We start from the raw sequence: 25,392 nt of genomic DNA on the forward strand, positions 1-25,392 counted from the left end.
GACAAGCCGCCCCGGGCCGTCCTGGGGCCGGCACAGGGCGCTCGGGTGCGTCCGGGTGTCCGGGCGGCGCGGTACGGCAGTGGGGCGCGGCTCGGCGTCGAGGTACGACAGTGGGGCGCGGACCGGGTCCACCCGGTCCGCGCCCCACTGCTCGTTACGCCGTTACGCCGGTGTGCGCGGGCGCGGATCAGTGCGCCTGCGCGCCCTGCGGCGTTGCCGGAGTGATGCCCAGCGCCGTGGCGTACATCGACAGCACCAGCTTGCCGATCGCCGGGTACGCGCCCAGCGGCTCGGCCGTCGCGCAGCCGGCCTCCTTCGCCGCGGCGTCCAGCAGACCCGGGTCGATCTCGGGGCCCACCAGGTACGGCGCCAGCGCGAGCTGCGTGGAACCGGAGCTCAGCAGCTGCTCCGCGACCGCCGCGACCGAACCCTCCACGTCGAGTGCGGCGGCCATCACCGGCACCGCGAGGCGGGCGGCGAGCAGCATGCCGGTGATCCCGGCCGCCCGCACGGCCTCGTCGCCGCCCACCGTGGCCAGCACGATGCCGTCCGCGGCGGTCGCCACGGTGAACAGCCTCGCGCGGTCGGCGCGCGCCAGCCCGGCCTCCGACAGCCGCACGTGCAGCGCCTCGGCGAGCAGTGGGTGCGGGCCGAGCACATCGGTCAGCTCGACCTGGGTACCGCTGTCCATCACGGCCTGCCGTATCCGCCGGATCAGGGCGCTGTCCGGCCCCGCGAGCAGCGGCACCACGACGGCGGGCGGGCCGACGGGTTCGGCGACTTCGCGGCCCACGGCCCTGGCCTGCTCGTAGCGCGCGACGCGCTCGGCGGCGGAGTGTGCGAGAACGCTGGTCAGCGTGGGGTACTCGGCGTCGTCACCGTCGAGATAGCCGATCCGCGCGTTGAGGCCGGGCAGCTCGGAACGGGCGATGCTGATCACCTCTTCGGCCAGGCTGCGCGTGGCCGAGGAGGGGGTACCGGGAACGGCGAGAACGAGGGCGGCAGCGCCCTCGGGTGCGACCACGGGCTCCGGGCGGCGGTGCCGTCCGGACTGGCGAGGTCGCGGCATTCGTACAGGCAGGCCGGAAGCGGGCCCAGTGGGGGTGCTCATGGCGCCGCATGCTACTGGTTTTGCATGCTCCTCTGTTCGGGGAGGGCCCAGTCAGGCGTCATCTGTCCGCTTATGTCTGATGCGTGGCATACCGGGCAACTGCCCCGCTCTGTCGGCCCGGTTCAGGGTCGGGGGACTACTGCGGGGCAGCAGCGCGCGGGCGTCGTCAGGGCTGCCCCGCCTCCGACGCGCACTCCGGTACGACCCCCTGCGCGGACCCCGGGACGAACAGCAGCGTCGGGTGGAGCGGCAGTCTCAGATCCGCTGTCGCCAGGGCCCGCGCGATCCGCAGCGCACCGGCCAGCGGATCCCCCGAAGCGGGCACCACGAGTGCCTGCGGCACCTGGTGGGCCAGCTCCTCGCGCAGCGGTACGAGCAAGGGGTCGCCCATCCTGAACAGGCCACCGGTCAGGGCAACTTCGCATCCCGGACCGCCATCGCTCGCGGCCTCGGGACACACGGCGGCGGCCGCCTCGGCGATATGGGCGGCGGCCCGGCGCAGAATGTCCGCGGCGACCGTGTCGTCACCGGCGCACGCCGCCACCTCGGGGGCGAAAGACGCGAGCAGCGCGGGGCGGTCGGCGCGCGGATAGAGCAGGCCGGGCAGGTCGGGCGCCGGACCGAACACGGCGCGCAGCCGGGACAGCAGCGCCGCGGATCCGCCGCGTCGTCCGTCGTGGGCACGCATCGCCGCGTCGAGGCCGGCACGGCCGATCCAGGCACCGCCGCCGATGTCACCCAGAAGATGTCCCCAGCCATCCGCCCTGCGCCACGACGTCAGGTCGGTGCCGAGCGCGATCAGGCCCGTGCCGCCCGCGACGACCGCACCCGGCCGCTGGCCCACCGCGCCCGCGTACGCGGTCACCGCGTCGGCGGCCAGGGCGAGCCGGCGTACCCCCAACGCGGCCGTGAGCGCTGCGGGCAGCTCCGCCCGCAGCTGCCCGCCGAGCGTCGCCATCCCGGCAGCCCCCACGGCTACGGCGGCGATCGGCCCGCAGGCGCCCTCCGGGCCTCCTGCCGCCCCCCGTCCGGCCTCGGCCCGGTCCAGCAGCGTCCGCGCGGCGGGCAGCAGCTGTTCCAGCAGATGGGCCGCGTCGATCCCCGCCGACCCCGTCCGCACGGGTTCGGCACAGACGACGGTGGACAGCGGCTCCCGCGTCCCGGCCGTCGTCCCGAGCGCTACGCGCAGACCGGATCCGCCCGAATCCACACCGAGGACGTAGGGGCCCGCGGCCGGTTCGGAGGGAGCACCGAAAACCCCGGAAGCAGTTCCGGCCGCCACTTCGGAAGCGGTCGGGGAAGCGGTCCCGGAAACGGTCGCTGATGCCGTTCCGGACGCGGGTCCGGGGGGCGGCGCATCCGTCACGGCAACCGCCAGTCGACCGGCTGCGCCCCCTGGCGCTCCAGTAGTTCGTTGACCCGGCTGAACGGCCGTGAGCCGAAGAACCCGCGGTCCGCCGACATCGGGGAGGGGTGCGAGGACTCGATGGCCGGGAAGTTGCCCAGCTGGGGCAGCAGGTTGCGGGCGTCACGCCCCCACAGGACCGACACCAGCGGTGTGCCGCGCGCCACCAGGGCCCGGATGGCCTGTTCGGTTACCTCCTCCCAGCCCTTGCCGCGATGGGCCGCGGGCCGTCGCGGTGCGGTCGTCAACGCCCTGTTGAGCAACAGCACCCCCTGCTGGGTCCACGGCGTGAGATCACCGTTGGACGGCCGCGGAAGGCCCAGATCCGCGTGCAGTTCCCGGAAGATGTTCTCCAGGCTGCCCGGCAGTGGCCGGACCTCGGGAGCCACGGCGAAACTCAACCCGATCGCATGACCCGGGGTGGGGTAGGGATCCTGACCGACGACGAGGACCCGCACCTCGTCGAAGGGTTGCTGGAACGCCCGGAGCACATTCGGACCCGAGGGTAGGTAAGTGCGCCCCGCGGCGATTTCGGTGCGGAGGAAGTCGCCCATCTCGGCGACGCGTTCGGCCACGGGTTCAAGGGCCTGCGCCCACCCGGGCTCAACGATTTCTTTCAAAGGTCTTGCTGCCACGGGCCGCACTCTACTGGTGATACGACCACTCCGATCAACTGCCGGTCAGCCGAGCGCCACCGCACGTACGCACAGCACATCCGGCAGATGCGAGGCGAGCTGCCGCCAGCTGTCCCCGTCGTCCGCGCTGGCGTACAACTCGCCGTTGCGATTGCCGAAGTAGACTCCGGCGGGGTCCGCGTCGTCCGTGCAGAGCGCGTCGCGCAGCACCGTGCCGTAGTGCGCTCCTTCGGGCAGACCCGCCGACAGCGGCTCCCAGGTCCGCCCCGCGTCGCTCGTACGGAACACGCGGCAGCGGTGCTCGGCGGGGACGCGGTCGGCGTCGGCGTTGATCGGGAAGATGTAGGCCGTCCCACCGCGGTGCGGGTGCGCGGCGGCGGCGAACCCGAAGTCGGACGGCAGTCCCTCACCGATGTCGGTCCAGTGGTCCCCGGAGTCGTCGCTGCGGAACACGCCCCAGTGGTTCTGGAGGTAGAGCCGGTCGGGATCGGCCGCGTCCCGTGTGACCTTGTGGACGCACTGGCCGAACTCCGGGTCCGGATCGGGCAGGAAGACCGCCGACACCCCCTTGTTCGACGGAGCCCAGCTCTCGCCTGCGTCCTTGGTCCGGAACACCCCGGCCGTGGAGACCGCGACGGTCACCGCCCGCGCGTCCCTCGGGTCGGTCAGGATGGTGTGCAGGCCCTCGCCGCCACCGCCGGGCACCCATTTCGAGCGGGTCGGGTGCTCCCACAGCGGACGGATCAGCTCGAAGCTCTCACCGCGGTCCTCGGACCGGAACAGGGCGGCGGGCTCGGTCCCCGCGTAGACCACGTCGGGCGCCTCGGGACCGGCGGGCTGCAGCTGCCAGACCCGCTCCAGCGACGCCCCGGTGAACTTGGGGAACTTCACCGCGGGCTGTTTCGGCTCGGTCCACGTCGCGCCCAGATCGTCGGAGTGGAACACGGAAGGGCCCCAGTGCGCGCTGTCGCCGCCGACCAGGATCCGGGGGGTCGGCCCACGGGTGTCGAGGGCGACCGAGTAGATCGCCTGGGCACGGAAATCGGGCTCCTCGAACTCCCAGGCTCCGCCGCGCCTGCGGCCGAGGAAAAGTCCCTTTCGGGTGCCTACCGCCAGCAGTACTTCGGTCATGACCGAGACCTCCCGAAACGCCGTTGTGCCGGATACGGGACAGTCTGCACCCGGCCACTGACACCGGCTCGTGCGGAACGTGTGCGCGCAGGTCGGAGCGGCGGTGGCGCAAAAGGCGCAACCCCGGCGGAGGCGGCAGTCGGCCGGAACCGGGCGCGCGGACGGGACGCGGACGGGACGCGTGGTCCGGACACGGACATGACGCCGCCCGGGTGCCGAATCCCGGTACGGAACCGGGCGTGCGCCCTTGACCGGTCTCCGGCGGCCGACCTAGCGTGCAACCGCCCGTAGAAAGCGCTTGCGCGCGCAGTCGTGGCGGGCCCGAGCGTCCGAATCCCAGGAGTACCCGTGGTGATCTTCGAAGGACTGCCCGGCGCCGTCGCCGTCTCGCACCTGAGCGTCTACGACTGGCCCGCCGAGGACGGGTTGCGGGGCGGGACCCCGCACATTCATCTGACCTGCTCCGAGGGGTACGTGGTCGTCGGAGGCAGCGGCTCCGTGCAGACCCTCACCGGGTCCGGGTTCCGGCGGACGCCGCTGGCCCCCGGAGCCCTCGTCCGGTTCACGCCCGGCACCGTCCACCGGCTCGTCAACGAGGACGGCCTGCGCATCGTCGTCCTGATGCAGAACAGCGGGCTGCCCGAAGCGGGCGACGCCGTCCTCACCCTGCCGCCCCGCTTCCTCGGTGACCCGGACACCTATCGCGCGGCCGTCGCGATCCCCGCCGACGGCACCGAAGCGGAGCAGGAGCGGGCGGCCCGCACCCGTCGCGACCTCGCAGTCGAGGGCTTTCTCGCCCTGCGCCGTGCCGCCGAGGCGGGCGACCCCGAGCCGCTGGCCGCATTCCACCGTGCCGCCGCCGTGCTCGTACGGCCCCGGACCGAGGACTGGCGCAAGCGGTGGGAGAGGGGGGCCGCCGCCGCGTCCGAGGCGACGGGTGAGCAGCTCGACGCGTTGGCCCGGGGCGATGCCACTCATCTTGCCGACGCCTGTGTGTACGCCGAACAGCCCTCCGCGCGCGGCAAGTTCGGTATGTGCGGCCGCCTGGACGTCTATCGGGGCTGACGAGCGGGCGACGCCGCCCTCGGGCATGTGCTCAAATTCCGGGGAAGAGGCTGTTCCGGGGCGGTGCTGGACGGTAGGGCGGTCCGGTCCGGCCCGGCCCGGTCTGTGGTGCGGTGGCGAGGGGAGTGCGGCGATGAGTATCGAGATCACGGACACGGGTGGGCGGGCCGCGCTCGTGGAGCTGACGCGGGGTGTGGCCGGTGGCCCGGCCCGGGTCGGCATCCGGATCGCGTCCCCGGCGGGGGGCGCCGACTGGTCCTGCACCCCGGCGACCGCCAGGGCGCTGGCGGCCGCACTCGTCCGGGCGGCCGAGGAGACGGAGGACGCGCAGTCGGCGCGGCCCGTCACCGTCAAGGCGCACGAACTGCTCCGCGGCGATGTGCGGGACACCGACCGGGCCATGACCGTAGTGAGCGTCAAGGCGGTCGGGAGCACCGTCCAGGTCACCTGGACGTCGGGCGCCGGACGCAGCTGGACCCAGGGCTACGCGCCGGACACCGAGATCGCGCTGAGGCGTCGGCTGCGGCCGGAGACCCGGTGAAGTACGAGGGTTATCGTAATTCGACGGGTGTCGTAGTACGATCGATCTCGTACTAGGCCCGGTCGTTCCGCCGTGCCGTCAGTCCAGTCGCACCTGCTGAAACGGAGTCCGGCGTGAGCGCCCTTTTCGAGCCCTACGTCCTGCGGTCGCTGACCATCCCCAACCGCATCTGGATGGCTCCCATGTGCCAGTACAGCGCGGAAGTGTCCGGACCCGACGTGGGCGTCGCGCACGACTGGCACTTCGCGCACTACGCCGCCCGTGCGGCGGGCGGCACCGGCCTGATCCTGGTGGAGGCCACCGCGGTCAGCCCCGAAGGCCGGATCAGCCCTGCGGACCTCGGCATCTGGAACGACCGGCAGGTGACCGCCCTGCGCCGCATCACCGACTTCCTCGCCGGGCAGGGGACCGTCGCGGGCATCCAGCTCGCCCACGCCGGGCGCAAGGCATCGACCGACCGCCCCTGGCTCGGTGGCGGCCCGATCGAGGCGGACGCCCCGGGCGCCGATGGCTGGCAGCCGCTGGGCCCGAGCGCGCTCGCGTACGACGAGGGCCACCCGGTCCCGGCCGAGCTGACCACCGACCAGATACAGGCCGTCGTCGCCCAGTTCGCCGACGCCGCCCGCCGGGCCCTGGCCGCGGGCTTCAAGGTCGGGGAGATCCACGGTGCGCACGGCTATCTGATCGGCGAGTTCCTCTCCCCGCACAGCAATCACCGCACCGACGCCTATGGCGGCTCCTTCGAGAACCGCACGCGTTTCGCCCTGGAGGTCGTGGACGCGGTCCGTGCGGTGTGGCCCGAGGACCTTCCGCTGTTCTTCCGGATCTCCGCCACCGACTGGCTGACCGAGAACGAGGCGGACGAGCGCGACGGCTGGACCGCCGACGACACCGTCCGCTTCGCGCGGGAACTGCGGGCGCACGGCGTCGACCTGCTGGACGTCTCGACCGGCGGGCTCGCCCCCAGGGCGAAGATCCCCGCCGCCCCCGGCTTCCAGGTTCCGTTCGCCGAGCGGGTCCGCACCGAGGCGGGGCTGCCCGTCGCGGCGGTCGGGCTGATCACCGAACCGGCCCAGGCCGAGAAGATCCTCTCCGAGGACCGCGCGGACGCCGTACTGCTCGGTCGGGAGCTGCTCCGTAACCCCTACTTCGCCCGCAGCGCCGCACGCGAACTCGGCGGCGAGGTGTCCGTACCGCAGCAGTACGACCGCGCGGCCTGACGCGACGACGCCTGCCTGTCCGGCTGTGAGGGCCGCCCGGGTCCTGCGGGCGGCCCGCACCGACGTCATCTCCGAAGGCGAAGAACCGAAGGGTTCCGAGCCGGAAGTCATGGCGGCCTCCGGTCGGTCATATGAGCATCGCCGTGCCTTTGAGCCTGGTTCACCTGCGGTTTTCCGTGTCAGGTCACTCTGCGGTGAAGGGCCGACGGTCGCCTTCCGAGGCGGCCCGTCATGGATGCGTACGCAAACGGATGCGACGATCCTGCCGTGTCGGTTCCCTTCCGTACAGAGGAGAACACGCCGCCATGCGCCAGCCCCTGCCCGAATGGGCCGACCCGCAGGTCCCCGCAGCATCGCTCGACGCCCAGGGGCTCAGCCGCCGCGGGGTGATGCGCCGCGCGGGTCTCTTCGGCGCCGCGTTCGCCGCCGCGTCGCTGGCCTCGCCCGCGCAGGCGCTCGGCCGGGGCGGCGGGCACGGGAACGGTCATGGCCACGGCGGCGGCCACGGCCACGGCGGCAGCGACCCCGAGCTCGCCTACCTCGTCGGTGACCACCACAACCACTCCGTCTACAGCCACGACGCCAAGTACACCTTCTCCCAGCTGGCCACCGCCGGACGGAAGTTCGGCCTGGACTGGATGGTCTTCACCGAACACAGCAACATCGGCCACGCCGAGTTCGGCGCGCACCAGGAGCACCGCGAAATCCTGAAGGCCCGCGCGCAGAACAAGCGCATGCTGATCTTCCAGGGCCTGGAGTGGTACATCCCCGGCGCCGAACACTGCACCGTCTTCTCCCCGCCCGGACGGCACGAGGTCGACCTGCTCACCCGTTTCGAGTCGGCGTACGACGGGAAGCTGCTCGGCTACACCGCCGGAGCCCCCGACCACCCCGACACGCCCCGCAACGAGGCGCACGCGGTCAAGGCCCTCAAGTGGCTCGCCGAACAGCGCCGCACCGGATACGTCGACGACGTACTCGTCCTCGCCAACCACCCCATGCGGCTCGGCATCGACTCTCCGCACGAGCTGCGCGGCTGGCGCGACGCGGCGCCCGGCATCATGATCGGGATGGAAGGCGCGCCCGGCGCGCAGGCCGGAGCGATTCCCGGCTGGCACCCGCCGACCAACGTTCGCGGGGAGTACAGCAATCAGCCGTCCGCCGACTCCTGGCCGGGCTACCCGCGCGAGGCGTACGTCACCCACGGCGGCTTCGACTGGGCGACGGCCACCGTGGGCGGACTCTGGGACGCGATGCTCGCCGAGGGCAAGCTCTTCACGATCACGTCCAACTCCGACGTCCACCGCGTCGCCCAGGACACCTGGGTCAACGGCGCCTGGCCGCCCGGCGCGACGTTCGACAACACCGGCCACCTCCCCGACCCGTACAACACCACCGAGCCGCAGCCGGGCGGCGACTTCTGGCCCGGCCAGTTCAGCCGTACGCATGTGGGCGTCACCCGCTACGGCTACCGCGACGTGATGGCGGGGCTGCGGGCGGGCCGCGTCTGGGTCGACCACGGCCACCTCCTGGACGCCGTCGACGTCCGGCTGCGCGGCGAACGCGGCCGCGGCGTCACCCTCGGCGGCAGGCTGCGCGCCCGGCGCGGCGAGAAACTGACCCTGGACGTCACCGTGACCACGGCCTCCCGCCGCAACCCGCACGGCCTGCTCCCGAAGCTGGCCCACGTCGACGTCATCCGCGGCGCCGTCCACGGTCCGGCCGCGGACCGCGACGAGTGGCGGGCACCGGACACCCGCGTCGCGCACACCACGGACGTCTCCGGACGCCGGGGTACGTACACGCTGCGCATCCCCGTCGGACGCGCGGACGAGTCCTTCTACCTGCGGCTGCGCGGCAGCGACGGCAAGCGCCACGGGACCGGACCGCTCGGCAGGTCCGTCGACCCGCACGGCCCGCTCCCACACGAGCCGGGGCAGGGCAATCCGTGGCTGGACACCTGGTTCTACACGAACCCGGTCTTCGTGGACGTTACCGGTCGATGAGCCCGGACGGGGGCCCCCGGTCGGTACGCTGACCGGCAATGTTCACACAAAAGGGCCCCACCCTCCGCGAGCTGGCCGTCCAGGCGCTCTCCTCCACCGAGCGTGGATACGACCTGCTCGCCCCGAAGTTCGACCACACGCCCTACCGCACGCCCGACCGCGTGCTCGACGCCGTCACCGGCGCCCTTCGGCCGTTGGGGCCGTTCGACACCGGGCTCGACGTCTGCTGCGGCACCGGCGCGGGCGTGGGGGTGCTGCGCGGGCTGTGCCGGGAGCGGGTCACCGGCGTCGACTTCAGCGCGGGCATGCTCGCCGAGGGCCGGACCTCGCTGCCGGAGCGTACCGGGGGACCGGCGGTGGACTGGGTGCGGGCCGACGCGCGGGCGCTGCCGTTCACGGCATCCTTCGATCTGGCGCTGAGCCTCGGCGCGTTCGGCCACTTCCTGCCGAAGGAGCGCCCCGGTCTCTTCGCCCAGGTGCACGGGGCGCTGCGACCGGGCGGCCGGTTCGTCTTCCCGCTGGGCGCCCCGCCCGCCGTGGGCTCCCGGACCTACTGGACACTGCTGGGATTCGACGCGGCGATGCGGGTGCGCAACGCGCTGTGGCACCCGCGATTCATCATGTACTACCGCACCTTCCGGGTCCCCGACGTCCTGGCCGACCTGACCCGCACCGGGTTCACCGTGCGGCTCCTGCCACTGACGGAACTGGGGCTGCGGGACGACGGGAGCCCGCGCGGCCGACTGGTGGTGGCGACCCGGGAATGAGCCGGCCGGAAACCCCGGCCGACGCCCCGGGCCGGAATTACGACGGCTCTCGTACAATGGAGTCCTCAGGACGAAGTGGAGCCACCGTGACCCCCGCAAGCGCCACCATCGCAGTCCCGGCCGTCGTGGCGGGGGCCCGCACGTTGGCCCATCCCGCGCGCGAGGAGATCCGGATCGAGGGCGTCCTCCACGCGTTGGCCGATCCGATGCGGCTGCGCATCGTCCGCCAGTTGTCGGGTGCGGCCGAGGAACTGGCCTGTTCGCGGTTCGACCTTCCGGTGTCCAAATCCACCTCCACGCACCACTTCCGGGTGCTGCGCGAGAGCGGGGTCATCCACCAGATCTACCGGGGTACCGCCAAGGTGAGCGGCCTGCGGCAGGACGATCTGGACGCGCTCTTCCCCGGCCTGCTCGACAGCGTTCTCCAGGCGGCGGACCGACAGGCGCAACGCCTGGGCCAGGACGGACCGGCACAACGCCTCCTGGAAGGCTGACGCGGTCCACTGACCCCCCGACCCGCCGCCCCCGGCCCACCGCCCCGGGCCAACAGCCGACCGCCCCCGGCCGTCACTCAGCGGCCGTCGCCCCGTGCCGCGTCGAGCAGCCCCGCCCAGTCCGGGATCTTCACCGGGCCACGCCCCAGCGACCGCCCCAGTGCGGCCTCCGCGCGCTCGATCGACAGCCAGCCGTCCCATTCCACCGGTCGCAGTCCCGACTCCCACAGCGCCGACAGCGGATCGGCCGCCACCGGCCGTCGCGCCAGCAGCGGAGCGTCCTCGATCAGCGAGGCGACGGTCTCCTTGGCGCACGAACGGTTCGAACCGATCACCCCGGTCGGCCCGCGCTTGATCCATCCCGCCACATACTCACCGGGCGAGGGCACCCCGCCCCGCAGCACCCGCCCCGCCAGGTGCGGAACGGTGCCGCGGGCGGTGTCGAACGGCAGGCCGGGCAGCGGCATCCCCCGGTAGCCGACCGCCCGCAGCACGAGCTGGGCCTCGATGTCCTCGTACGAACCGGTGTCCCGTACGTCCCCGGAGCTGTCCGGCGCCGTGCGGGCGAACCGCACTCCGGCGACCCGGCCGCCCCGCTCCAGCAGCTCGACCGGGCGCAGGAAGAACCGCAGACGGATCCGGCGCTCCCGGTTCGCGGCGGTGGGCGGCGGGCCCGCCGCCCATCCGCGCAGCACCTCCAGATTGCGCCGTACCACCGCCGGCAGCGGCGTGCCGGGTCCGCCGGCAGGGGCCGCGTACGCCGCGTCGAGGGCGAGCTCCGCAGGGTCGACGACCAGGTGCGCCCGCGGCAGGGCGCCCAGCTCCCGCAGCTCCTTCGTGGTGAATCTGGCCTGGGAGGGGCCACGCCTGCCCACGATGTGCACGTCGCGCACCCGGCTCCCGGAGAGCGCGTGGAGCGCGGCCCGGGGAACATCGGTGGCACGCAGCTCGTCCGCGTCGCGCGCCAGGATCCGGGCCACGTCCACCGCCACGTTGCCGACCCCGATCACCACCGCCGAGCGGGCGTGCAGCGCGAATCCGTCGGTGGCCGTGTCCGGGTGCGCGCTGTACCAGGAGACGAACTCCGTGGCGGAGAAGCTGCCCGGCAGGTCCTCGCCCGGCACGCCGAGCGGGCGGTCGGTCGCCGCGCCGACGCAGTAGACGACCGCGTGATAGAGCTCCTTGAGCCGTGCGGGTGAAAGCCCCTCGGCGCCGCCCACCTCGACATTGCCGACAAAGGTGATCCGCTCGTCCTCCAGGACGGCCCGCAGACTGTTCTGAAGCGACTTGATCTTTTCGTGGTCGGGGGCCACCCCGTAGCGCACCAGGCCGTACGGAGTGGGCAGCCGGTCCAGTACGTGGACCCGCACATCGGGCACCAGCGACTGCTGCAACAGGGACTGGGCGGTGTAGACCCCGCTGGGGCCCGATCCGACCACGGCGACACGGAGCACGGCGCACCTCTTCCCGAAGGATCCCTCCAGCATCGCACCGCACGGCGGAACGGGGGAGAGGCGCGGGCCGTCAGGCCATCAGCTTGCGCATCCGGTCGATCTCCACCGTCTGCTGCGCGACGACATCGCCCGCCATCTCCTCGACCAGCACGTTGTTCCCCTCCGAGAGCGCCTCGGTGGCCATCGTGATCGCCCCCTGATGGTGGGTGATCATCAGCTTCAGGAACAGGGTGTCGAACGCCTTGCCCCGCGCGGCGCGCAACTGCTTCAGCTGTGCCTCGGTCGCCATGCCGGGCATCGTGGAGTGGTCGTGCGTCTCCTTGCGCTTGTCCGCGCCGTTGTTTTTCAGCCATCCTTCCATCGTGCCGATCTCCGGCTTCTGGCCTGCGGAGATGCGTTCCGCGAGCCGTTTGACAGACGCTGAGGAAGCGCGGTCCGGGACGAGTTCGGTCATGACGAGGGCCTGACCGTGATGCTGGATCATCATCTGCGCGTAGCGGAAGTCGGCGGAGTTCGCGGTGTCCTGACCGGCCTCCCGCACCGCTTCCTCGGCGGAGAGAGTCCGGGCCGGCTCTCCCGGTCTTCCGGGTGCCACGACCGCCGGGCCCGTGTCCGACCCGGCCTTCGGGCTTCCGTCACCCCCGGCCGAGTCACAGGCTCCCAGAGTCAGGGCCAGGGCAACGGCCGCTGCCGCGAGGACGGTTGCGCGCACGCGCGTGGACTGACGGCGGATCGACACGGCGACCTCCTGTGCCATAAAAGGTTTGTTGCGGACCGTCCTAGCACGCTTCCTTACGGCGATGATCAAAATCTTTTATTACGTCTCTGTTGCCATCTATTGGTGTGTACATGAAAGGGACGATACTGCCGGAGTCCGTAAGCCGTTCAACTACGAACGGATACAAGGGAGGACGCAGTGACCTCGTTGCCCAACACCCGCGTGCGGCGCAGACGTCTGGGCGTGGCAGCAGCCGCGGCCGGGCTCTTCGCCACTCTGCTGACGGCCACCACCGCGGCCGCGACACCCGACCCGGGTGACGCCCCGGCCAAGCGCGGCGGCATCTCCGCGAGCCAGGAGGCCGAAGCCGCGGCAGCCATCAAGAGCGGTGAGATACCCGGCGTGGACGAGATCGTCCACAGCGACAACATCGAGCACCTCACCAACATCCCGAAGGATGCCCTCCGGGGCACCAACACGGATCTGGCCTTCCAGGGCAAGTACGCCTTCGCCGGCAACTACGACGGCTTCCGCGTCTTCGACGTCAGCAACCCGAAGAAGCCGAGGACGGTCGCGCAGGTCCTCTGCCCCGGCTCGCAGAACGACATCTCGGTCTCCGGGAACCTGCTGTTCCTGTCCACCGACTCCTCGCGCAGCGACAACTCCTGCGCCAGCACCACCCAGCCCGCCACGGAGAAGTCCTCCTGGGAGGGCATGAAGGTCTTCGACATCAGCGACAAGCGCAACCCGAAGTACGTCGCCGCCGTCGAGACCGCCTGCGGCTCGCACACCCACACGCTGGTGCCCGAGCGCAGGAACGTCTACGTGTACGTCTCCTCCTACGCCCCGAGCGCGGCCTTCCCCGACTGCCAGCCGCCGCACGACGGGATCTCCGTCATCAAGGTGCCGCGCAACGCGCCCGAGAAGGCCGCGATCGTGAACTTCCCGGTCCTCTTCCCGGACGGCGGGAACCCGGGTGCCCCCGACAACCCGGGCGTCTCCAAGACGACGGGCTGCCACGACATCACCGTGCTGCCGTCGAAGGACCTGGCCGCCGGTGCCTGCATGGGTGACGGCCTGCTGTTCTCCATCAAGGACCCGGAGAACCCGAAGATCATCGACCGGGTCCAGGACAACGTGAACTTCGCCTTCTGGCACTCCGCCACGTTCAACCAGGATGCCGACAAGGTCGTCTTCACCGACGAGCTCGGCGGCGGCGGCGCGGCGACCTGCAACGAGGAGATCGGCCCGAACCGGGGCGCCGACGGCATCTACGACATCGTGGGACGTGGCGACCACCGCAAGCTGGTCTTCCGCAGCTACTTCAAGATCGACCGCCACCAGGCCGACGTCGAGGTCTGTGTCGCCCACAACGGCTCGATCATCCCGGTGAAGGGCCGCGACCTGATGGTCCAGGCGTGGTACCAGGGCGGCATCTCCGTATGGGACTTCACCAACTCCTCGAAGCCCAAGGAGATCGCCTTCTTCGAGCGGGGTCCCGTCACGCTCGACGGCGTCACCACGGCAGGCTCCTGGTCGGCGTACTACTACAACGGCTACATCTACTCCAACGACATCGCCAAGGGCTTCGACGTGCTGAAGCTCGATGACCGGCGTACCGACCCGGCGAAGAGGGTACGGCTGAAGGAGCTCAACGTGCAGACGCAGCCGGACTACTTCGACCGCTGACCGCTCCGCTCCCAGGCATCCGGAAAGCAGTGGGACGAGAGTGTGGTCCGCCGGGCGGTTCACGGCCGGCGGACCACACCCGGCGACGCTACGCAGCCATAATTCATTGACCGATGAGCCGCGCGGGGTGATGCTGTAGTCCTGCGTCGACGGCTTCCGTTTCTTCGGTCGTCGCCGTGGCCCAAGGCCCTGTCCTCCGGGACCCGGCCGCGGGTGCGCGCCTGGATCCGGCGACGCGGGGGATCGCCGGAATCAGGCGTGCTCCATGCACACGAGCCCGTCCCGGGCGTCCCAGGACTCGACCACGCCGAAGCCGGCCCGCGCGTACAGTGCGATGGCTCCGCTGCGCCAGCTCCACACCGAGAGCCGCACCCTGAGCGCACCGGACTCCGCCGCGTGCGCCAATGCCGCCTCGACGAGGGCGGACGCGACGCCCCGCCCGCGTACCGAGGGATCCACCCAGAGCCGTTTGATCTCCGCGACGCCCTCCACGGGCGCGGTCACCACCACGCAGCCCACGGCGGCACGCCCGTCCCGGGCGACCACCACGGTGTCGTCGGCGAACGCGCTCCGCGGTGAGAGGATCTCGGACCGGTAGCGGTCGGGCAGCCCGTCCGCGCCGCCCACGGCGAGGCCCTTCTCGGCCTCCGTGAACAGGTGGTAGGCGGTCAGCAGCTCGGTCAGGCCGTCCGTGGAGGACAGATCCCGGCCCGCCACGGCGGTAACGGCGACAGGGGGCTGATCAGTCATGACCACCAACCTCGCACCGGGCCCCGGAGCCTGTGACGCCGCCCCCGTGCTCCGTCAGGCGGCGTCCCGGGCGCTTCCGCCCGTCGCCGCCGCCCACTCCACCAGCAACCGCTGGTACTCCGCCTCGCCATCCGGCGACAGAAGCCCGCCGGAGCGCTGCCACAGGTCGCGGATCTTTTCATTGACCACGGCTGCGGAACGCACGGGGCGCATCGAACGCACGGAACGGGACGAGGACGGAATGGGGGACATACGGATAAGGCTACGGCCCCGGTCCGACAATCCGACCCATTGCGTGGCAGGGACATCCCTCACACTCCGGCTGCCGTGTCACCACGGGGTGTGAGACCGGCCACCCGGCGTGTTCGCACAGCCCGGCCCCGGCGCTCAGCCGCTACGGGGCAGGCCGACCGCTCCCGACGTCCGCCGAGCCGCCCACGCCGCGTATCCGACGACCGAGAACGCCACCGCCGTCACGCCCAGCAGTACGCCGCCCAGCACATCGGTCAGCCAGTGCACGCCCAGATAGATCCGGGTGAATCCGACTCCGGCCACTGAGACGCCCGCCACGACACACGCGCCCCGCCACAGTCGCGGACCCGCTCCGAACAGACGCAGCAACCACAGGAACAGCCCGCAGCTCACCACGGCGGTCATGACGTGACCGGACGGAAACGCCGCGTAGTTGGCAGAGTCCACCGGGTCGGGCCACTCCGGGCGCTCCCGGCCCATGGCGCTCTTCAGACCCTGTTGTACGAGGGTGGAGAAGAGGCTCGTCGCCGCCACCCATCCCGCGAGCGGCCGGAACCCACGCCACCACAGGGCGATCACGACGACCGCGACGAGCGCGCGCATCGTCCATGGATCCCACACCCAGTCCGTCAGTACCCGGTTGGCGTGGACCAGCCCCGGCTCGGTCACCGCCCGCCGGTGCAGGGCCTCGGCGACCGTACGGTCCAGCGACATCAGAGGGGACCAGCGCACGGCGACGAGAATCAGCAGCACTGCGGAGAGGGACGCGCTGACGACGCCCGTCCGGAGGGCGGTCGCGGTGGCGGGGGAACGTTCGGGACGGTACGAGAGCGGGGTGTGCATGGGGTGATCCTCGCGGATGACCGGGCCCACCGGCTATCCCAGGGCGCTGAGTCCCGGAACGAAGGCGACCAGCAGCGGTACCACCGGCACCAGCGCGGCGGCGGCGGTGAGCCGCAGCCGACGGCCCGCGGTGAGCCGCTCCACCGGGGCCAGCAACCGGTTCACCCGCAGCGGCAGTTGCGCGTGCGGTGTCGGGCACGGGCCGAACACCCCGCGGTCCTCGTTGAGTTCGACCAGGGCGAGTGCGATCGTCAGACGCCCGAAGCGCCGCGAGGCCACATCGTCGGCGGCCAGCTCGACCAGTCGGTGCATCTCGTCCCGGAACGCGGCGAAGACCGGGATCTGCGGAAAACCGGTCGCCAGCGCGGAGGAGCAGTTCAGCAGCCAGTCGTGCCGCGCCTGGGCGTGGCCCTGCTCATGGGCCAGTACCGCATCGAGCTGACGGCCCTTCAGGCGGCCCAGCGCGGCGGTGGTGATGACCAGTTGGGGAGCGGCGCCGGGAAGCCACCAGGCATCGGGACGTTCGCCCTCCAGCACCACGAGACGCCCGCTGCCGGGTTCCTCGCCGGGCATCAAGGGGGAGCGGACCAGCAGTTCGGCGCGCCGCTGCCTGCGACGTCGCTGCGCGCGGTGGATCTCCCGGAACAGCATGGCCGCGGTCCACACGCCCCCGAGGGCCAGCAGCACCGCGATGACGGCCGACCACGGCCCGTACGCCGCCAGCGCGTACGCCTCCACGACCGCGTGCGGCGCGGGGGCGAAGACATGGCCGCGGACCGCCTGCCAGGCGGCGGCGGCACTGAACGTCATCGACAGGCCGAAGGAGAGCAGCACCCCCGACACGACGCACTGCCACACCCAGAGTGCGACCACGGGCTCGCGCTCCGCCCACTGGGCCCGCGCCATGAGTCGCGGGGTCACCAGGGCGGTCAGCGCGCCGAGCGACAGCAGCACGAGGGAGACCAACATGGGCGTCAGCCTATGAGGGGCGCGGCACCCACGGGTATGGCTGCGACCGGCAAGTGACGTAGGACACCGTTTGAAGCGTGTCCTGTCTCACAGAGTGAGCAGCATCGCGAACATCGCCATCCCCATCGTCAGCCGGCAGGCCGACGTCAGATCGGGCAGGCCCGCCCAGCCGCCGCCCGAACCCGCCGAACCTACCGTCGCGCCCCTACCGCCCGACGCGCCCGGTACGGCCGTTCCCGCGGGAACGGCCACGGGTATCAGCCGCCCGGCGGACCGCAGCACGTAGAACGCGTAATACACGAGCAGGGCCCCCGTCAGCAGCGGTATCCCCCCGGCCTCCGGCGCGACGCCGGGCGAGCCGGCGGCCCCGTGCCCCGCGTGTCCGCCGTGACCGCCGCCCCCCGCGATGCCCGGGGCCATCATCACGGCCATGTAGACCATCGCCAGCGAACCGACCAGGTGATGCCGATGGTGCGCGCTGACCCGGGCGAACCACAGGGCCCGCAGAGCCGCACCGCCGAACAGCACCGCGTACACCCCCCAGGCCCACCTCGGGGGTGTGAGCAGGGCGGCCGGGACGGCCATCGCGGCCATACCGAAGCCCATCAACGCCTCCGCCCACGCGGTTCTGCGCTCCTGCGCGGTCCCCTCGCGCGTGCGCAGCAGGCAATACGCGCCCGTCACGCCGCACAGCACCATCAACAGCCAGCCGGACAGGGCCGGTCCGTGCACAGCGCACCTCCCCCTGGAGCAGGCCGCTCAGGACCTGCGGCACCGGTGTCGCGTCGACTGATCGATGCCCCGACCGCACCGGTCCAACCCGGCGCATTGAAGTGCGAGGGGAGTGCGCCGGAGCCTGTGGGGGGCGGTTCCTGCCGGGTTAGTCTCGTGCTGAACTATCGGAAGCAGAGAACGCAGAGAAGCAGAGAAACGGAGAGCTCCACCATGGACACCGCCCCGGCCCGCGACTCGCACCGGCTCACCTTCCGCGACGCGACCGAGGACGATGTCCCGGCCCTCGTGACCCTGATCGAGTCCGCCTATCGCGGCGACTCCAGCCGGACCGGCTGGACCACCGAGGCGGACATCCTCCAGGGGCAGCGGACCGACGAGGACGGGGTGCGCGCGGTCGTCACCGCACCCTCCGGCCGCTTGCTCGTGGTCGAGCGGGACGGCGCGCTCATCGCGTGCTGCCAGCTCGAACACCGGGGCGAGGCCGCGTACTTCGGGATGTTCGCCGTCCGGCCCGGACTGCAGGGCGCGGGTCTCGGCAAGGCGATCATCGCCGAGGCGGAGCGCACGGTCCGGGAGGACTGGGGCGTGACCGAGATGCACATGACGGTGATATCCGTGCGTGAGGAACTGATCGCCTGGTACGAGCGCCGCGGCTACCGCCGTACCGGAAAGCTCACCCCGTTCCCGTACGGCGACGAGCGCTTCGGCGTCCCGCAGCGCGCGGATCTGGCCTTCGAACTGCTGGTGAAGGACCTTTAGCCAGCCAGCCAGCCCGGCCGCCCGGCCGCAGCCCCGTAGACCCGCGCTCCTGGCCAAGGACCTGCGGAGTACGGGTCACGGGCCGGGGCGGCCCCGGTGGAGGCTCAGGCGGTGAACCGGCCCGCGCGGCGGATCTCCGGGAAGTCGGTCGTCGCGCCGTCCAGGCCCAGCGCGCGCACCAGCCGCAGATGGTCCTGGGTGTTCACCACCCAGCCGATCACCTTCACACCCTCGCCGTGCGCCCGCTCGACGACCTCCAGCGTGAGACGGCGGATGTTCAGCGCGAGTGTCGCCGCGCCCACCGCCTTCGCCCGCTCCACCACGTCGCCGCCCCAACGGCTGGCGATGAGTACCGTCCGTACCCCCGGTACCAGTTGCGCGATCTCGGCGACGGCCTCGTCGTGGAACGAGGACACCTCGACCCGGCCGGCGAGATCGCGCCGCAGCATCACCTCGGCCAGCGCGCGCGCCGCCGCGACATCCTTGATCTCCGCCTGGACCGGTGAGCCCACGGCGTCGAGAACCTCCTCGAAGACGGGCACCCGCTCGCCCCGTCCGGCGTCCAGCTCGCGCAGCTCTGCCAGCGTCTTCTCGGCGATCAGCCCGCTGCCGTCGGTGGTGCGGGCCACGTCGGCGTCGTGCATCACGGCGAGCGCGCCGTCCTTGCTCAGATGGAGATCCAGCTCGATGGCGTCCATCCCGGCCCGTTCCGCGCGGACGAAGGACCGCAGGGTGTTCTCCGGTTCGACCCCCATGACCCCGCGGTGGCCGATGGTGAGAAAAGTCAAGGCAATCTCGCTTCCGTCGTCGGCTGCCCCCTGGACTGCTTCCTGCCCGCGGGGCGGTACGGCATTACGGCACTGCGGAGAGTAATGGCCCCGGAGCCGACTGTCTTCCGCCCTGCGGGGCGGGTACAACCTGTCCCGCACAGGCGGGGGGAACTGGTCGTCATGGCGGTGCACGGCAGGAAAAATGACGGTGACCATGGGGGGTCGGCAGGATATTTTTCTGAGACCCACTTGTCCGGAGGAACCGCACACGGATACGGTTGCTTAACGCGAGGTTCTCCCGTGGAGGAAGTGTGATGACGGAAATTCTTGTGCACGACGCCGCCGACGGTGCGATAACTGCTGCCCAGCGGGTGGTCGAGCACCCGGCCTGGCCCGTGCTCAAGGATGCCGTGGAGGAGATCAGGCCCTGGCAGTCCAAGGACGGCTCCATCGACTTCGAGGCCGAGGACGCTCCGGCGCGGGCGACGGCCGCCGCGGCCGTCGGCCGGGTGACCGCCGCGGTCGAGGAGCTCGCCCCGCTGCTCCCGCACGACGCCGCGTATCACCGCGCCCTCGTTTCGGATCTGCGCCGCTGGGCCGCGGACGGCTTCCGGGTGCCGGACTTCCTGGACTCCCTGCTCGCCTTCCAGCCCGCCAAGGACCGCGTCGACGGCCTCCAGCACCTGGTCGTCTTCGCGATGTACACGCAGAACGGCAACCCGGACCGCAACCTCGAAGCGGTCGTGCTGCGGATGGTCTGGCCCGAGTGGCTGGCCGACCTCGAAGCCACCCGCTACGACAACCCGCTCTTCTGCGGCATCACCTTCGAGGACTTCACCGCCGGCTACGACACCAATTCCGCGGTGCTCTTCCCGGAGACCATCGCCGTGCGCGAGGCCCCCGAGCGCTTCAGCTGGGGCGGCATCTTCTGCGACCGTGAGGCCGCCCGCTTCCGCCGGGTCACCGAGGCGTCCGTCGAACTTCTCGGCGTGGAGCTGCCCGAGGACATCCGCGCGATGGTCGGGGACCAGCGACGCTGCGAGCAGGCGTTCGTTCTCTGGGACATGGTCCACGACCGCACCCACAGCCATGGGGACCTGCCGTTCGACCCCTTCATGATCAAGCAGCGACAGCCGTTCTGGATGTACGGCCTGGAGGAGCTGCGCTGCGATCTCACCGCCTTCAAGGAGGCCGTGAAGCTGGAGGCCGACGGCTTCGGCCAGGGGCGGGACGTGCAGTACGCCGTGCTGTTCGACCGAATGTTCCGGTTCCCCGTCACCGGCGAGCGCGTCCGCAACTACGACGGCCTCGGCGGCCAGCTCCTCTTCGCCTACCTGCACAAGCACGACGTCGTCCGCTGGACCGACAACACCCTGAAGATCGACTGGGAGCGTGCCCCGCAGGTCACCAACCAGCTCTGCGCCGAGATCGAGAAGCTCTACCGCGACGGCATCGACCGCCCCAAGCTGGTCCACTGGTTCGCCGCGTACGACCTGGTCGCGACCTATCTCGCCCCGCACCCCGGCTCCCGCTGGGCCAAGGGTCCGGACGCCCTGGACCTCACTCAGCCGCCGCGCAAGCTCGTCGACGACGTGCTTCCGGACGAGTTTCCCCTGAGCATGTTCTATGAGGCACTGTCCAAGAAACTGAAGAACGTGATCGCCTCCACCAAGGGGATCACCGCGACGAATGCCGAGCGGGCAGCCGCGTGAGCGCTCGTGCCGAGGAGGCGGTGGCCATGAACGGAACCGGTAGGGCCAACGGGAGCGGTGCGCTCGAAGGCGCGGTGGTCGCGGTGGCCGGAGCGGCGGGACCCGCGGGCCGGGCGACGCTGCTGCGGCTCGCCGAGGCGGGCGCGACCGTCGTCGCGTCCGACGCCCACCCCGAGCGGCTCGCCGAGGCGGTCGACGCGGCGAGGTACGCCCACGGAGGCGCGACCGTCACCGGCGACACCGTGGATCTGCTCGACCTCGCCGCGGCCCGGGACTGGGCGGCCAGGACGGAGAAGGAATTCGGCCGGATCGACGGCCTGGTCCACCTCGTCGGCGGCTGGCGCGGCAGCGCGTCCTTCGGCGAGACCGACCTGGCCGACTGGGACGTGCTGGAAAAGCTCCTGATCCGCACGGTCCAGTCCACCTCGCTCGCCTTCCAGGAAGGACTGCAGCGCAGCGACCGGGGCCGCTACGTGCTGATCAGCGCGGCGGGGGCGAGCAAGCCCACCGCGGGCAACGCCGCCTACGCGTCGGCCAAGGCGGCGGCCGAGGCATGGACGCTCGCGCTGGGCGACGCCTTCCGCAGGGCGGGGGGCGACGACGGGCCGCAGACCGCGGCTGCGATCCTGGTCATCAAGGCACTGGTGCACGACGCGATGCGCGCCGAGCGCCCGAATGCGAAGTTCGCGGGCTACACCGACGTCAAGGAGCTGGCCGAGGCCATCGCCGGCGTCTGGGACAAGCCCGCCGCAGAAGTGAACGGAAAGCGCCTGTGGCTGACCCCGCAACCGTAAAGACCGACGCGCGGCGTCACCACGACCCGCGGGTGCGCGGCTTCGCCAGCGACAACTACGCGGGCGCGCACCCGGAGGTCTTGGCAGCCCTCGCCCTCGCCAATGGCGGCCACCAGGTCGCCTACGGGGAGGACGACTACACCGGGCATCTCCAGCGGGTCATACACAGCCACTTCGGGGCCACCGCCGAAGCCTTCCCGGTCTTCAACGGCACCGGAGCCAACGTCGTCGCCCTCCAGGCGCTGACCGACCGCTGGGGCGCCGTGATCTGCGCCGAGTCCGCGCACATCAACGTGGACGAGGGCGGCGCCCCGGAGCGCATGGGTGGCCTGAAGCTGCTCACCGTGCCGGCCCCGGACGGCAAGCTGACACCCGAGCTCATCGACCGGCAGGCGTACGGCTGGGACGACGAGCACCGGGCGATGCCGCAGGTCGTCTCGATCGCCCAGAACACCGAGCTGGGCACGGTCTACACGCCGGACGAGATCCGCGCGATCTGCGACCACGCCCATGAGCGCGGCATGAAGGTGCACCTCGACGGCGCCCGGATAGCCAACGCCGCCGCGTCGCTGGACGTACCGATGCGCACGTTCACCAACACCGTCGGCGTCGATGTGCTGTCCTTCGGCGGCACGAAGAACGGTGCTCTGTTCGGCGAGGCCGTCATCGTGCTCAATCCCGACTCGGTCCGCGCGATGAAGCATCTGCGCAAGCTGTCGATGCAGCTCGCCTCCAAGATGCGCTTCGTCTCCGTCCAGCTGGAGGCACTGCTCGCGCGTGACCTGTGGCTGCGCAACGCCCGCCATGCCAACGCCATGGCCCAGCGGCTCGCCGACGGGGTCAGGGCGGTCGGCGGGGTGGAGATCCTGTATCCCGTCCAGGCCAACGCCGTCTTCGCGCGGCTGCCGCACGACGTCGGCGTGCGGCTGCAGAAGCGCTTCCGGTTCTACTTCTGGGACGAGGCCGCCGGAGACGTCCGCTGGATGTGCGCCTTCGACACCACCGAGGACGATGTCGACGCGTTCCTGCAAGCGCTCAAGGAAGAGATGGCGAAGTAGCGCCCCGCACGTCTCGCACACCAGAATTCGTATGGATATGCGGCCGACCGGAAATCAATTGATCTCCGGTCGGTCGCTTCGGTGTGCTCCCGGGCGTCGACGCGCAGTTCTCGCCGGAGGGGAGCGGCTGGCCTGGGTGCCGCCGCGCGGAGTTCAGTGAAGTGGACTATCCGGTAGTCTATGCTGCACCACCGGTGGTGGTGCTCCGTGCGCTCCAGGGCGCCCGGGACCGCACGGACCGTGGCGGACCCTCCCCACCGGCTCCGACCCGCACCGAGGCAAGGCAGACGATGACTCCGACGTTCACAGTTTCCGGCGAGGTACGCACCCTGGCTCCGAGCTTCACGCATCTCGCCGTCGAAGCCGACGGACTGGTCAACGGCCCCAGTACCGAGGAGAGTTCGGCCCTGCTGGACCAGGCCACCCGAAGGCTCGTCCAGCGGCTCGGTGGCCGCGCCCCGCACGAGGACCCGCGGATCGCCGCCTGGCGCGAGACCTACACGGCGTTCGGCGCCAAGCCCTCCCGTACCCGCAACTCGGCCGAGGCGCTCGCCAGGCGCGCACTCACCGACGCCGGGCTGCCGCGCATCAACCTGCTGGTCGACCTCTACAACGCGATCAGCGTCGCCCATCTGATCCCGGTCGGCGGGGAGGACAGCGACCACATCAAGGGCCCCATGCGTCTCATCCGCTCCACCGGCCAGGAACCGTTCCCCACCGTCGCGGGCGGCGAGGAGAGCGTGGAACACCCCGAGCCGGGCGAAGTGGTCTGGTGTGACGACGAGGGCGTCACCTGCCGCCGCTGGAACTGGCGCCAGTGTGTGCGGACCCGGCTCACCGAGGAGTCCGTGAACGCCGTCTTCCTGCTGGAGAGCCTCGCCCCCATGACGACCGGCGAGCTCGAAGCCGCAGGCGCCGAACTCGCCGAGTCACTGGACAGGCTGAGCCCCGGTGCGCGGATCACCGTCCACGCACCGGAGTGACGTTTCCGCCCCCGCGGGGGCGGAGCCGGGCCGGGTCAGCCGAGCTCGCGCACCTCGGCGGGAGTCGGAGCCGTACCGCCGAGATGGGCGGGTACCCACCAGGTGTCGCTCGCGTCCTTCGGGCGCACCGGATAGGCCCGCTGCGCCGCTTCGAGGAGCTCCTGAACCCGCTCGCGCAGCCGCCGGGTGATCGCACCGGCGTACTGGTCGGCGGGTGCCTCCATGGGCTCCCCGACCCGGATGGTGACCGGGATGTGGCTGCGCCCGAAATTGCGCGGCCGTCCCTTGGTCCAGATCCGCTGCGTACCCCACAGGGCCATCGGGATCAGCGGTACACCGGCCTCCTGGGCCAGCCGTGCGGCGCCCGACTTGAAGCTCTTGAGCGTGAACGACTGCGAGATGGTCGCCTCGGGGAACACCCCGACGATCTCACCGGACCGCAGCGATTCGAGCGCGTGCGCGTACGCGTCCTCACCCTGGTTCCGGTCGACCGGGATGTGCTTCATCCCGCGCATCAGCGGACCGGAGATCCGGTGCCGGAAGACCGATTCCTTCGCCATGAACCGGACGAGCCGCTTCTGCGGCAGGGCGCCGAGACCGGTGAAGATGAAGTCCAGATAGCTGATGTGGTTGCTGACCAGTACCGCACCGCCGGTCTTCGGGATGTGCTCCGAACCCTGAGTGTCGATCTTCAGGTCCAGCGCCTTGAACAGAGTGCGAGCGGCGCCGATGACCGGTCGATAGACGAGTTCTGCCATCTGGAGAAGACCCTTCTTCAGCGCCTGAGGAGGGTTCTCCCGGCGGAAGTTACGCAGCCGTAGGTTTTCGGCATTGTGGCGATGGTGCCCCATGCGCGACGCGGTGGCCAGTCCCGGCGGGTGCGGGGCGCGAGATTCTCGTCACGTGAGAAGGGCGGGAATGTCCTGCCGCCGGCCGGTGCTGAGTCTTTGCGTAGAGCTCTGACAGGAGGCCGGGAATGGACGTGCAGGCACGCGGTGACAGGCTGGACGCGTCCCAACTCGGCGCGGAACTGGGGGATCGGGCCACTCTCGTCCAGTTCTCCAGCGCCTTCTGCCAGCCCTGCCGGGCCACCCGCCGCACGCTCGCGGAAGTGGCCGGGATGGTCGAGGGGGTCGCCCACATCGAGATCGACGCAGAGGCGCATCTCACCCTCGTGAGGCAGTTGGGCATCAGCAGTACGCCGACCGTCCTGGTGCTCGACGCGCACGGAGAAGTCGTCCGCCGGGCCACGGGGCAGCCGCGCACCGTCGACGTGGTGGCGGCACTGGGACGGGCCATGTGACGGGGCGATATGGGGATGGGGCCATTCTTGCGTGGGGAGGGCACATGACGGACCGTGAGGCATCTCCCACATTGCGGAACACCCTTGACCTCAGCCACCCGCATCGTCAGTCTGACGCTATGCCGCCAGAACTCCTTCTCTACGGGCGGGTCCATGTGGACCTCGCACGCAACGCGAGTGCGCGCTGTCCGGGTGCCTGAGCAACCACGGTCACGTACGCCACTCCCG

The 25,392-nt window shown here is 71.2% G+C and carries 26 protein-coding genes; 13 read left to right on the plus strand and 13 right to left on the minus strand.

Annotated elements, in window-relative coordinates; genetic code table 11:
* Window positions 1-187: 187 nt before the first annotated feature.
* The 4 genes from OG413_RS26835 to OG413_RS26850 form a co-directional block, all read right to left on the minus strand.
* Window positions 188-1,111, minus strand: coding sequence for a sirohydrochlorin chelatase (locus tag OG413_RS26835; RefSeq protein ID WP_266809495.1), 924 nt, complete (start codon window positions 1,109-1,111; stop codon window positions 188-190).
* 166 nt (window positions 1,112-1,277) lie between these two features.
* The gene (locus OG413_RS26840; protein ID WP_266809497.1) at window positions 1,278-2,393 is read right to left on the minus strand and encodes an N-acetylglucosamine kinase; all 1,116 of its coding nucleotides are present in this window, start codon (window positions 2,391-2,393) and stop codon (window positions 1,278-1,280) included.
* Window positions 2,394-2,473: 80 nt separating this feature from the next.
* On the minus strand, window positions 2,474-3,151 hold the full coding sequence (locus tag OG413_RS26845; RefSeq protein WP_266809499.1) for a uracil-DNA glycosylase: 678 nt from the start codon (window positions 3,149-3,151) through the stop codon (window positions 2,474-2,476).
* 45 nt (window positions 3,152-3,196) lie between these two features.
* Complete coding sequence (locus OG413_RS26850) at window positions 3,197-4,282, minus strand: exo-alpha-sialidase (protein ID WP_266809501.1); 1,086 nt, start codon at window positions 4,280-4,282, stop codon at window positions 3,197-3,199.
* A 348-nt stretch (window positions 4,283-4,630) separates the two neighbouring features.
* On the opposite strand from OG413_RS26850, the gene OG413_RS26855 reads away from it, so the two are divergent.
* The 6 genes from OG413_RS26855 (at window position 4,631) to OG413_RS26880 (ending at window position 10,375) form a co-directional block, all read left to right on the plus strand.
* Window positions 4,631-5,347, plus strand: coding sequence for a cupin domain-containing protein (locus OG413_RS26855; RefSeq protein WP_266809502.1), 717 nt, complete (start codon window positions 4,631-4,633; stop codon window positions 5,345-5,347).
* A gap of 133 nt (window positions 5,348-5,480) precedes the next feature.
* A complete protein-coding gene (locus tag OG413_RS26860) occupies window positions 5,481-5,888 on the plus strand; it encodes a hypothetical protein (RefSeq protein ID WP_266809504.1) in 408 nt (135 codons plus the stop codon).
* 113 nt (window positions 5,889-6,001) lie between these two features.
* Entirely contained in the window at window positions 6,002-7,108 is a 1,107-nt protein-coding gene (locus OG413_RS26865) for an NADH:flavin oxidoreductase/NADH oxidase (RefSeq protein ID WP_266809506.1), read from the plus strand.
* 305 nt (window positions 7,109-7,413) lie between these two features.
* Window positions 7,414-9,114 carry a PHP domain-containing protein gene (locus OG413_RS26870; RefSeq protein WP_266809508.1) on the plus strand — a complete coding sequence of 567 codons (1,701 nt, stop codon included), beginning with the start codon at window positions 7,414-7,416 and terminating at the stop codon, window positions 9,112-9,114.
* Between the two features lie 38 nt (window positions 9,115-9,152).
* Window positions 9,153-9,881: a class I SAM-dependent methyltransferase gene (locus tag OG413_RS26875; RefSeq protein WP_266809510.1), complete on the plus strand. Its 729-nt coding sequence runs from the start codon at window positions 9,153-9,155 to the stop codon at window positions 9,879-9,881.
* 107 nt (window positions 9,882-9,988) lie between these two features.
* Entirely contained in the window at window positions 9,989-10,375 is a 387-nt protein-coding gene (locus OG413_RS26880; RefSeq protein ID WP_266810385.1) for a helix-turn-helix transcriptional regulator, read from the plus strand.
* A 77-nt stretch (window positions 10,376-10,452) separates the two neighbouring features.
* On the opposite strand, the gene OG413_RS26885 is transcribed toward OG413_RS26880, so the two are convergent.
* Complete coding sequence (locus tag OG413_RS26885) at window positions 10,453-11,829, minus strand: FAD-dependent oxidoreductase (RefSeq protein WP_266809512.1); 1,377 nt, start codon at window positions 11,827-11,829, stop codon at window positions 10,453-10,455.
* A 70-nt stretch (window positions 11,830-11,899) separates the two neighbouring features.
* Window positions 11,900-12,586: a DUF305 domain-containing protein gene (locus tag OG413_RS26890; RefSeq protein WP_266809514.1), complete on the minus strand. Its 687-nt coding sequence runs from the start codon at window positions 12,584-12,586 to the stop codon at window positions 11,900-11,902.
* Between the two features lie 159 nt (window positions 12,587-12,745).
* Between OG413_RS26890 and OG413_RS26895 the strand changes: the two genes are divergently transcribed.
* On the plus strand, window positions 12,746-14,236 hold the full coding sequence (locus OG413_RS26895) for an LVIVD repeat-containing protein (protein ID WP_266809516.1): 1,491 nt from the start codon (window positions 12,746-12,748) through the stop codon (window positions 14,234-14,236).
* Window positions 14,237-14,488: 252 nt separating this feature from the next.
* On the opposite strand, the gene OG413_RS26900 is transcribed toward OG413_RS26895, so the two are convergent.
* The 5 genes from OG413_RS26900 to OG413_RS26920 all read right to left on the minus strand — a co-directional run bounded on the left by OG413_RS26900 (window position 14,489) and on the right by OG413_RS26920 (window position 17,782).
* Entirely contained in the window at window positions 14,489-14,986 is a 498-nt protein-coding gene (locus OG413_RS26900; RefSeq protein WP_266809518.1) for a GNAT family N-acetyltransferase, read from the minus strand.
* A gap of 54 nt (window positions 14,987-15,040) precedes the next feature.
* Entirely contained in the window at window positions 15,041-15,238 is a 198-nt protein-coding gene (locus OG413_RS26905; RefSeq protein ID WP_266809520.1) for a hypothetical protein, read from the minus strand.
* A gap of 135 nt (window positions 15,239-15,373) precedes the next feature.
* Complete coding sequence (locus OG413_RS26910; protein WP_266809522.1) at window positions 15,374-16,081, minus strand: phosphatase PAP2 family protein; 708 nt, start codon at window positions 16,079-16,081, stop codon at window positions 15,374-15,376.
* Between the two features lie 33 nt (window positions 16,082-16,114).
* Entirely contained in the window at window positions 16,115-17,050 is a 936-nt protein-coding gene (locus OG413_RS26915; RefSeq protein WP_266809524.1) for a M56 family metallopeptidase, read from the minus strand.
* An 87-nt stretch (window positions 17,051-17,137) separates the two neighbouring features.
* Entirely contained in the window at window positions 17,138-17,782 is a 645-nt protein-coding gene (locus OG413_RS26920) for a DUF5134 domain-containing protein (protein ID WP_266809526.1), read from the minus strand.
* A 213-nt stretch (window positions 17,783-17,995) separates the two neighbouring features.
* Between OG413_RS26920 and OG413_RS26925 the strand changes: the two genes are divergently transcribed.
* Window positions 17,996-18,544, plus strand: coding sequence for a GNAT family N-acetyltransferase (locus tag OG413_RS26925; RefSeq protein ID WP_266809528.1), 549 nt, complete (start codon window positions 17,996-17,998; stop codon window positions 18,542-18,544).
* A gap of 104 nt (window positions 18,545-18,648) precedes the next feature.
* Here OG413_RS26925 and OG413_RS26930 read toward each other — a convergent pair whose 3' ends face one another.
* Window positions 18,649-19,299: a glycerophosphodiester phosphodiesterase family protein gene (locus OG413_RS26930; protein WP_266810387.1), complete on the minus strand. Its 651-nt coding sequence runs from the start codon at window positions 19,297-19,299 to the stop codon at window positions 18,649-18,651.
* A gap of 329 nt (window positions 19,300-19,628) precedes the next feature.
* Here OG413_RS26930 and OG413_RS26935 point away from each other — a divergent pair, with 329 nt between their 5' ends.
* The 4 genes from OG413_RS26935 (at window position 19,629) to OG413_RS26950 (ending at window position 23,861) form a co-directional block, all read left to right on the plus strand.
* Window positions 19,629-21,026: a DUF6421 family protein gene (locus OG413_RS26935; RefSeq protein WP_266809530.1), complete on the plus strand. Its 1,398-nt coding sequence runs from the start codon at window positions 19,629-19,631 to the stop codon at window positions 21,024-21,026.
* Window positions 21,027-21,052: 26 nt separating this feature from the next.
* Window positions 21,053-21,820, plus strand: a complete 768-nt coding sequence (locus OG413_RS26940) for an SDR family oxidoreductase (RefSeq protein WP_266809531.1) — start codon at window positions 21,053-21,055, stop codon at window positions 21,818-21,820.
* Complete coding sequence (locus tag OG413_RS26945; RefSeq protein ID WP_266809533.1) at window positions 21,799-22,878, plus strand: low specificity L-threonine aldolase; 1,080 nt, start codon at window positions 21,799-21,801, stop codon at window positions 22,876-22,878. Before OG413_RS26940 ends, OG413_RS26945 begins: the two co-directional genes overlap by 22 nt.
* Before the next feature lie 290 nt (window positions 22,879-23,168).
* Window positions 23,169-23,861 (plus strand): B3/4 domain-containing protein, encoded by a 693-nt coding sequence (locus OG413_RS26950; protein WP_266809535.1) that lies wholly within the window; start codon window positions 23,169-23,171, stop codon window positions 23,859-23,861.
* Window positions 23,862-23,896: 35 nt separating this feature from the next.
* Here OG413_RS26950 and OG413_RS26955 read toward each other — a convergent pair whose 3' ends face one another.
* A complete protein-coding gene (locus OG413_RS26955) occupies window positions 23,897-24,619 on the minus strand; it encodes a 1-acyl-sn-glycerol-3-phosphate acyltransferase (protein ID WP_266809537.1) in 723 nt (240 codons plus the stop codon).
* A 218-nt stretch (window positions 24,620-24,837) separates the two neighbouring features.
* On the opposite strand from OG413_RS26955, the gene OG413_RS26960 reads away from it, so the two are divergent.
* Window positions 24,838-25,164, plus strand: coding sequence for a thioredoxin family protein (locus tag OG413_RS26960; protein ID WP_266809539.1), 327 nt, complete (start codon window positions 24,838-24,840; stop codon window positions 25,162-25,164).
* The last annotated feature ends 228 nt before the right edge of the window (window positions 25,165-25,392 follow it).

Origin of the sequence: Streptomyces sp. NBC_01433 (assembly GCF_026340105.1) — a bacterium.
GTDB lineage: Bacteria > Actinomycetota > Actinomycetes > Streptomycetales > Streptomycetaceae > Streptomyces.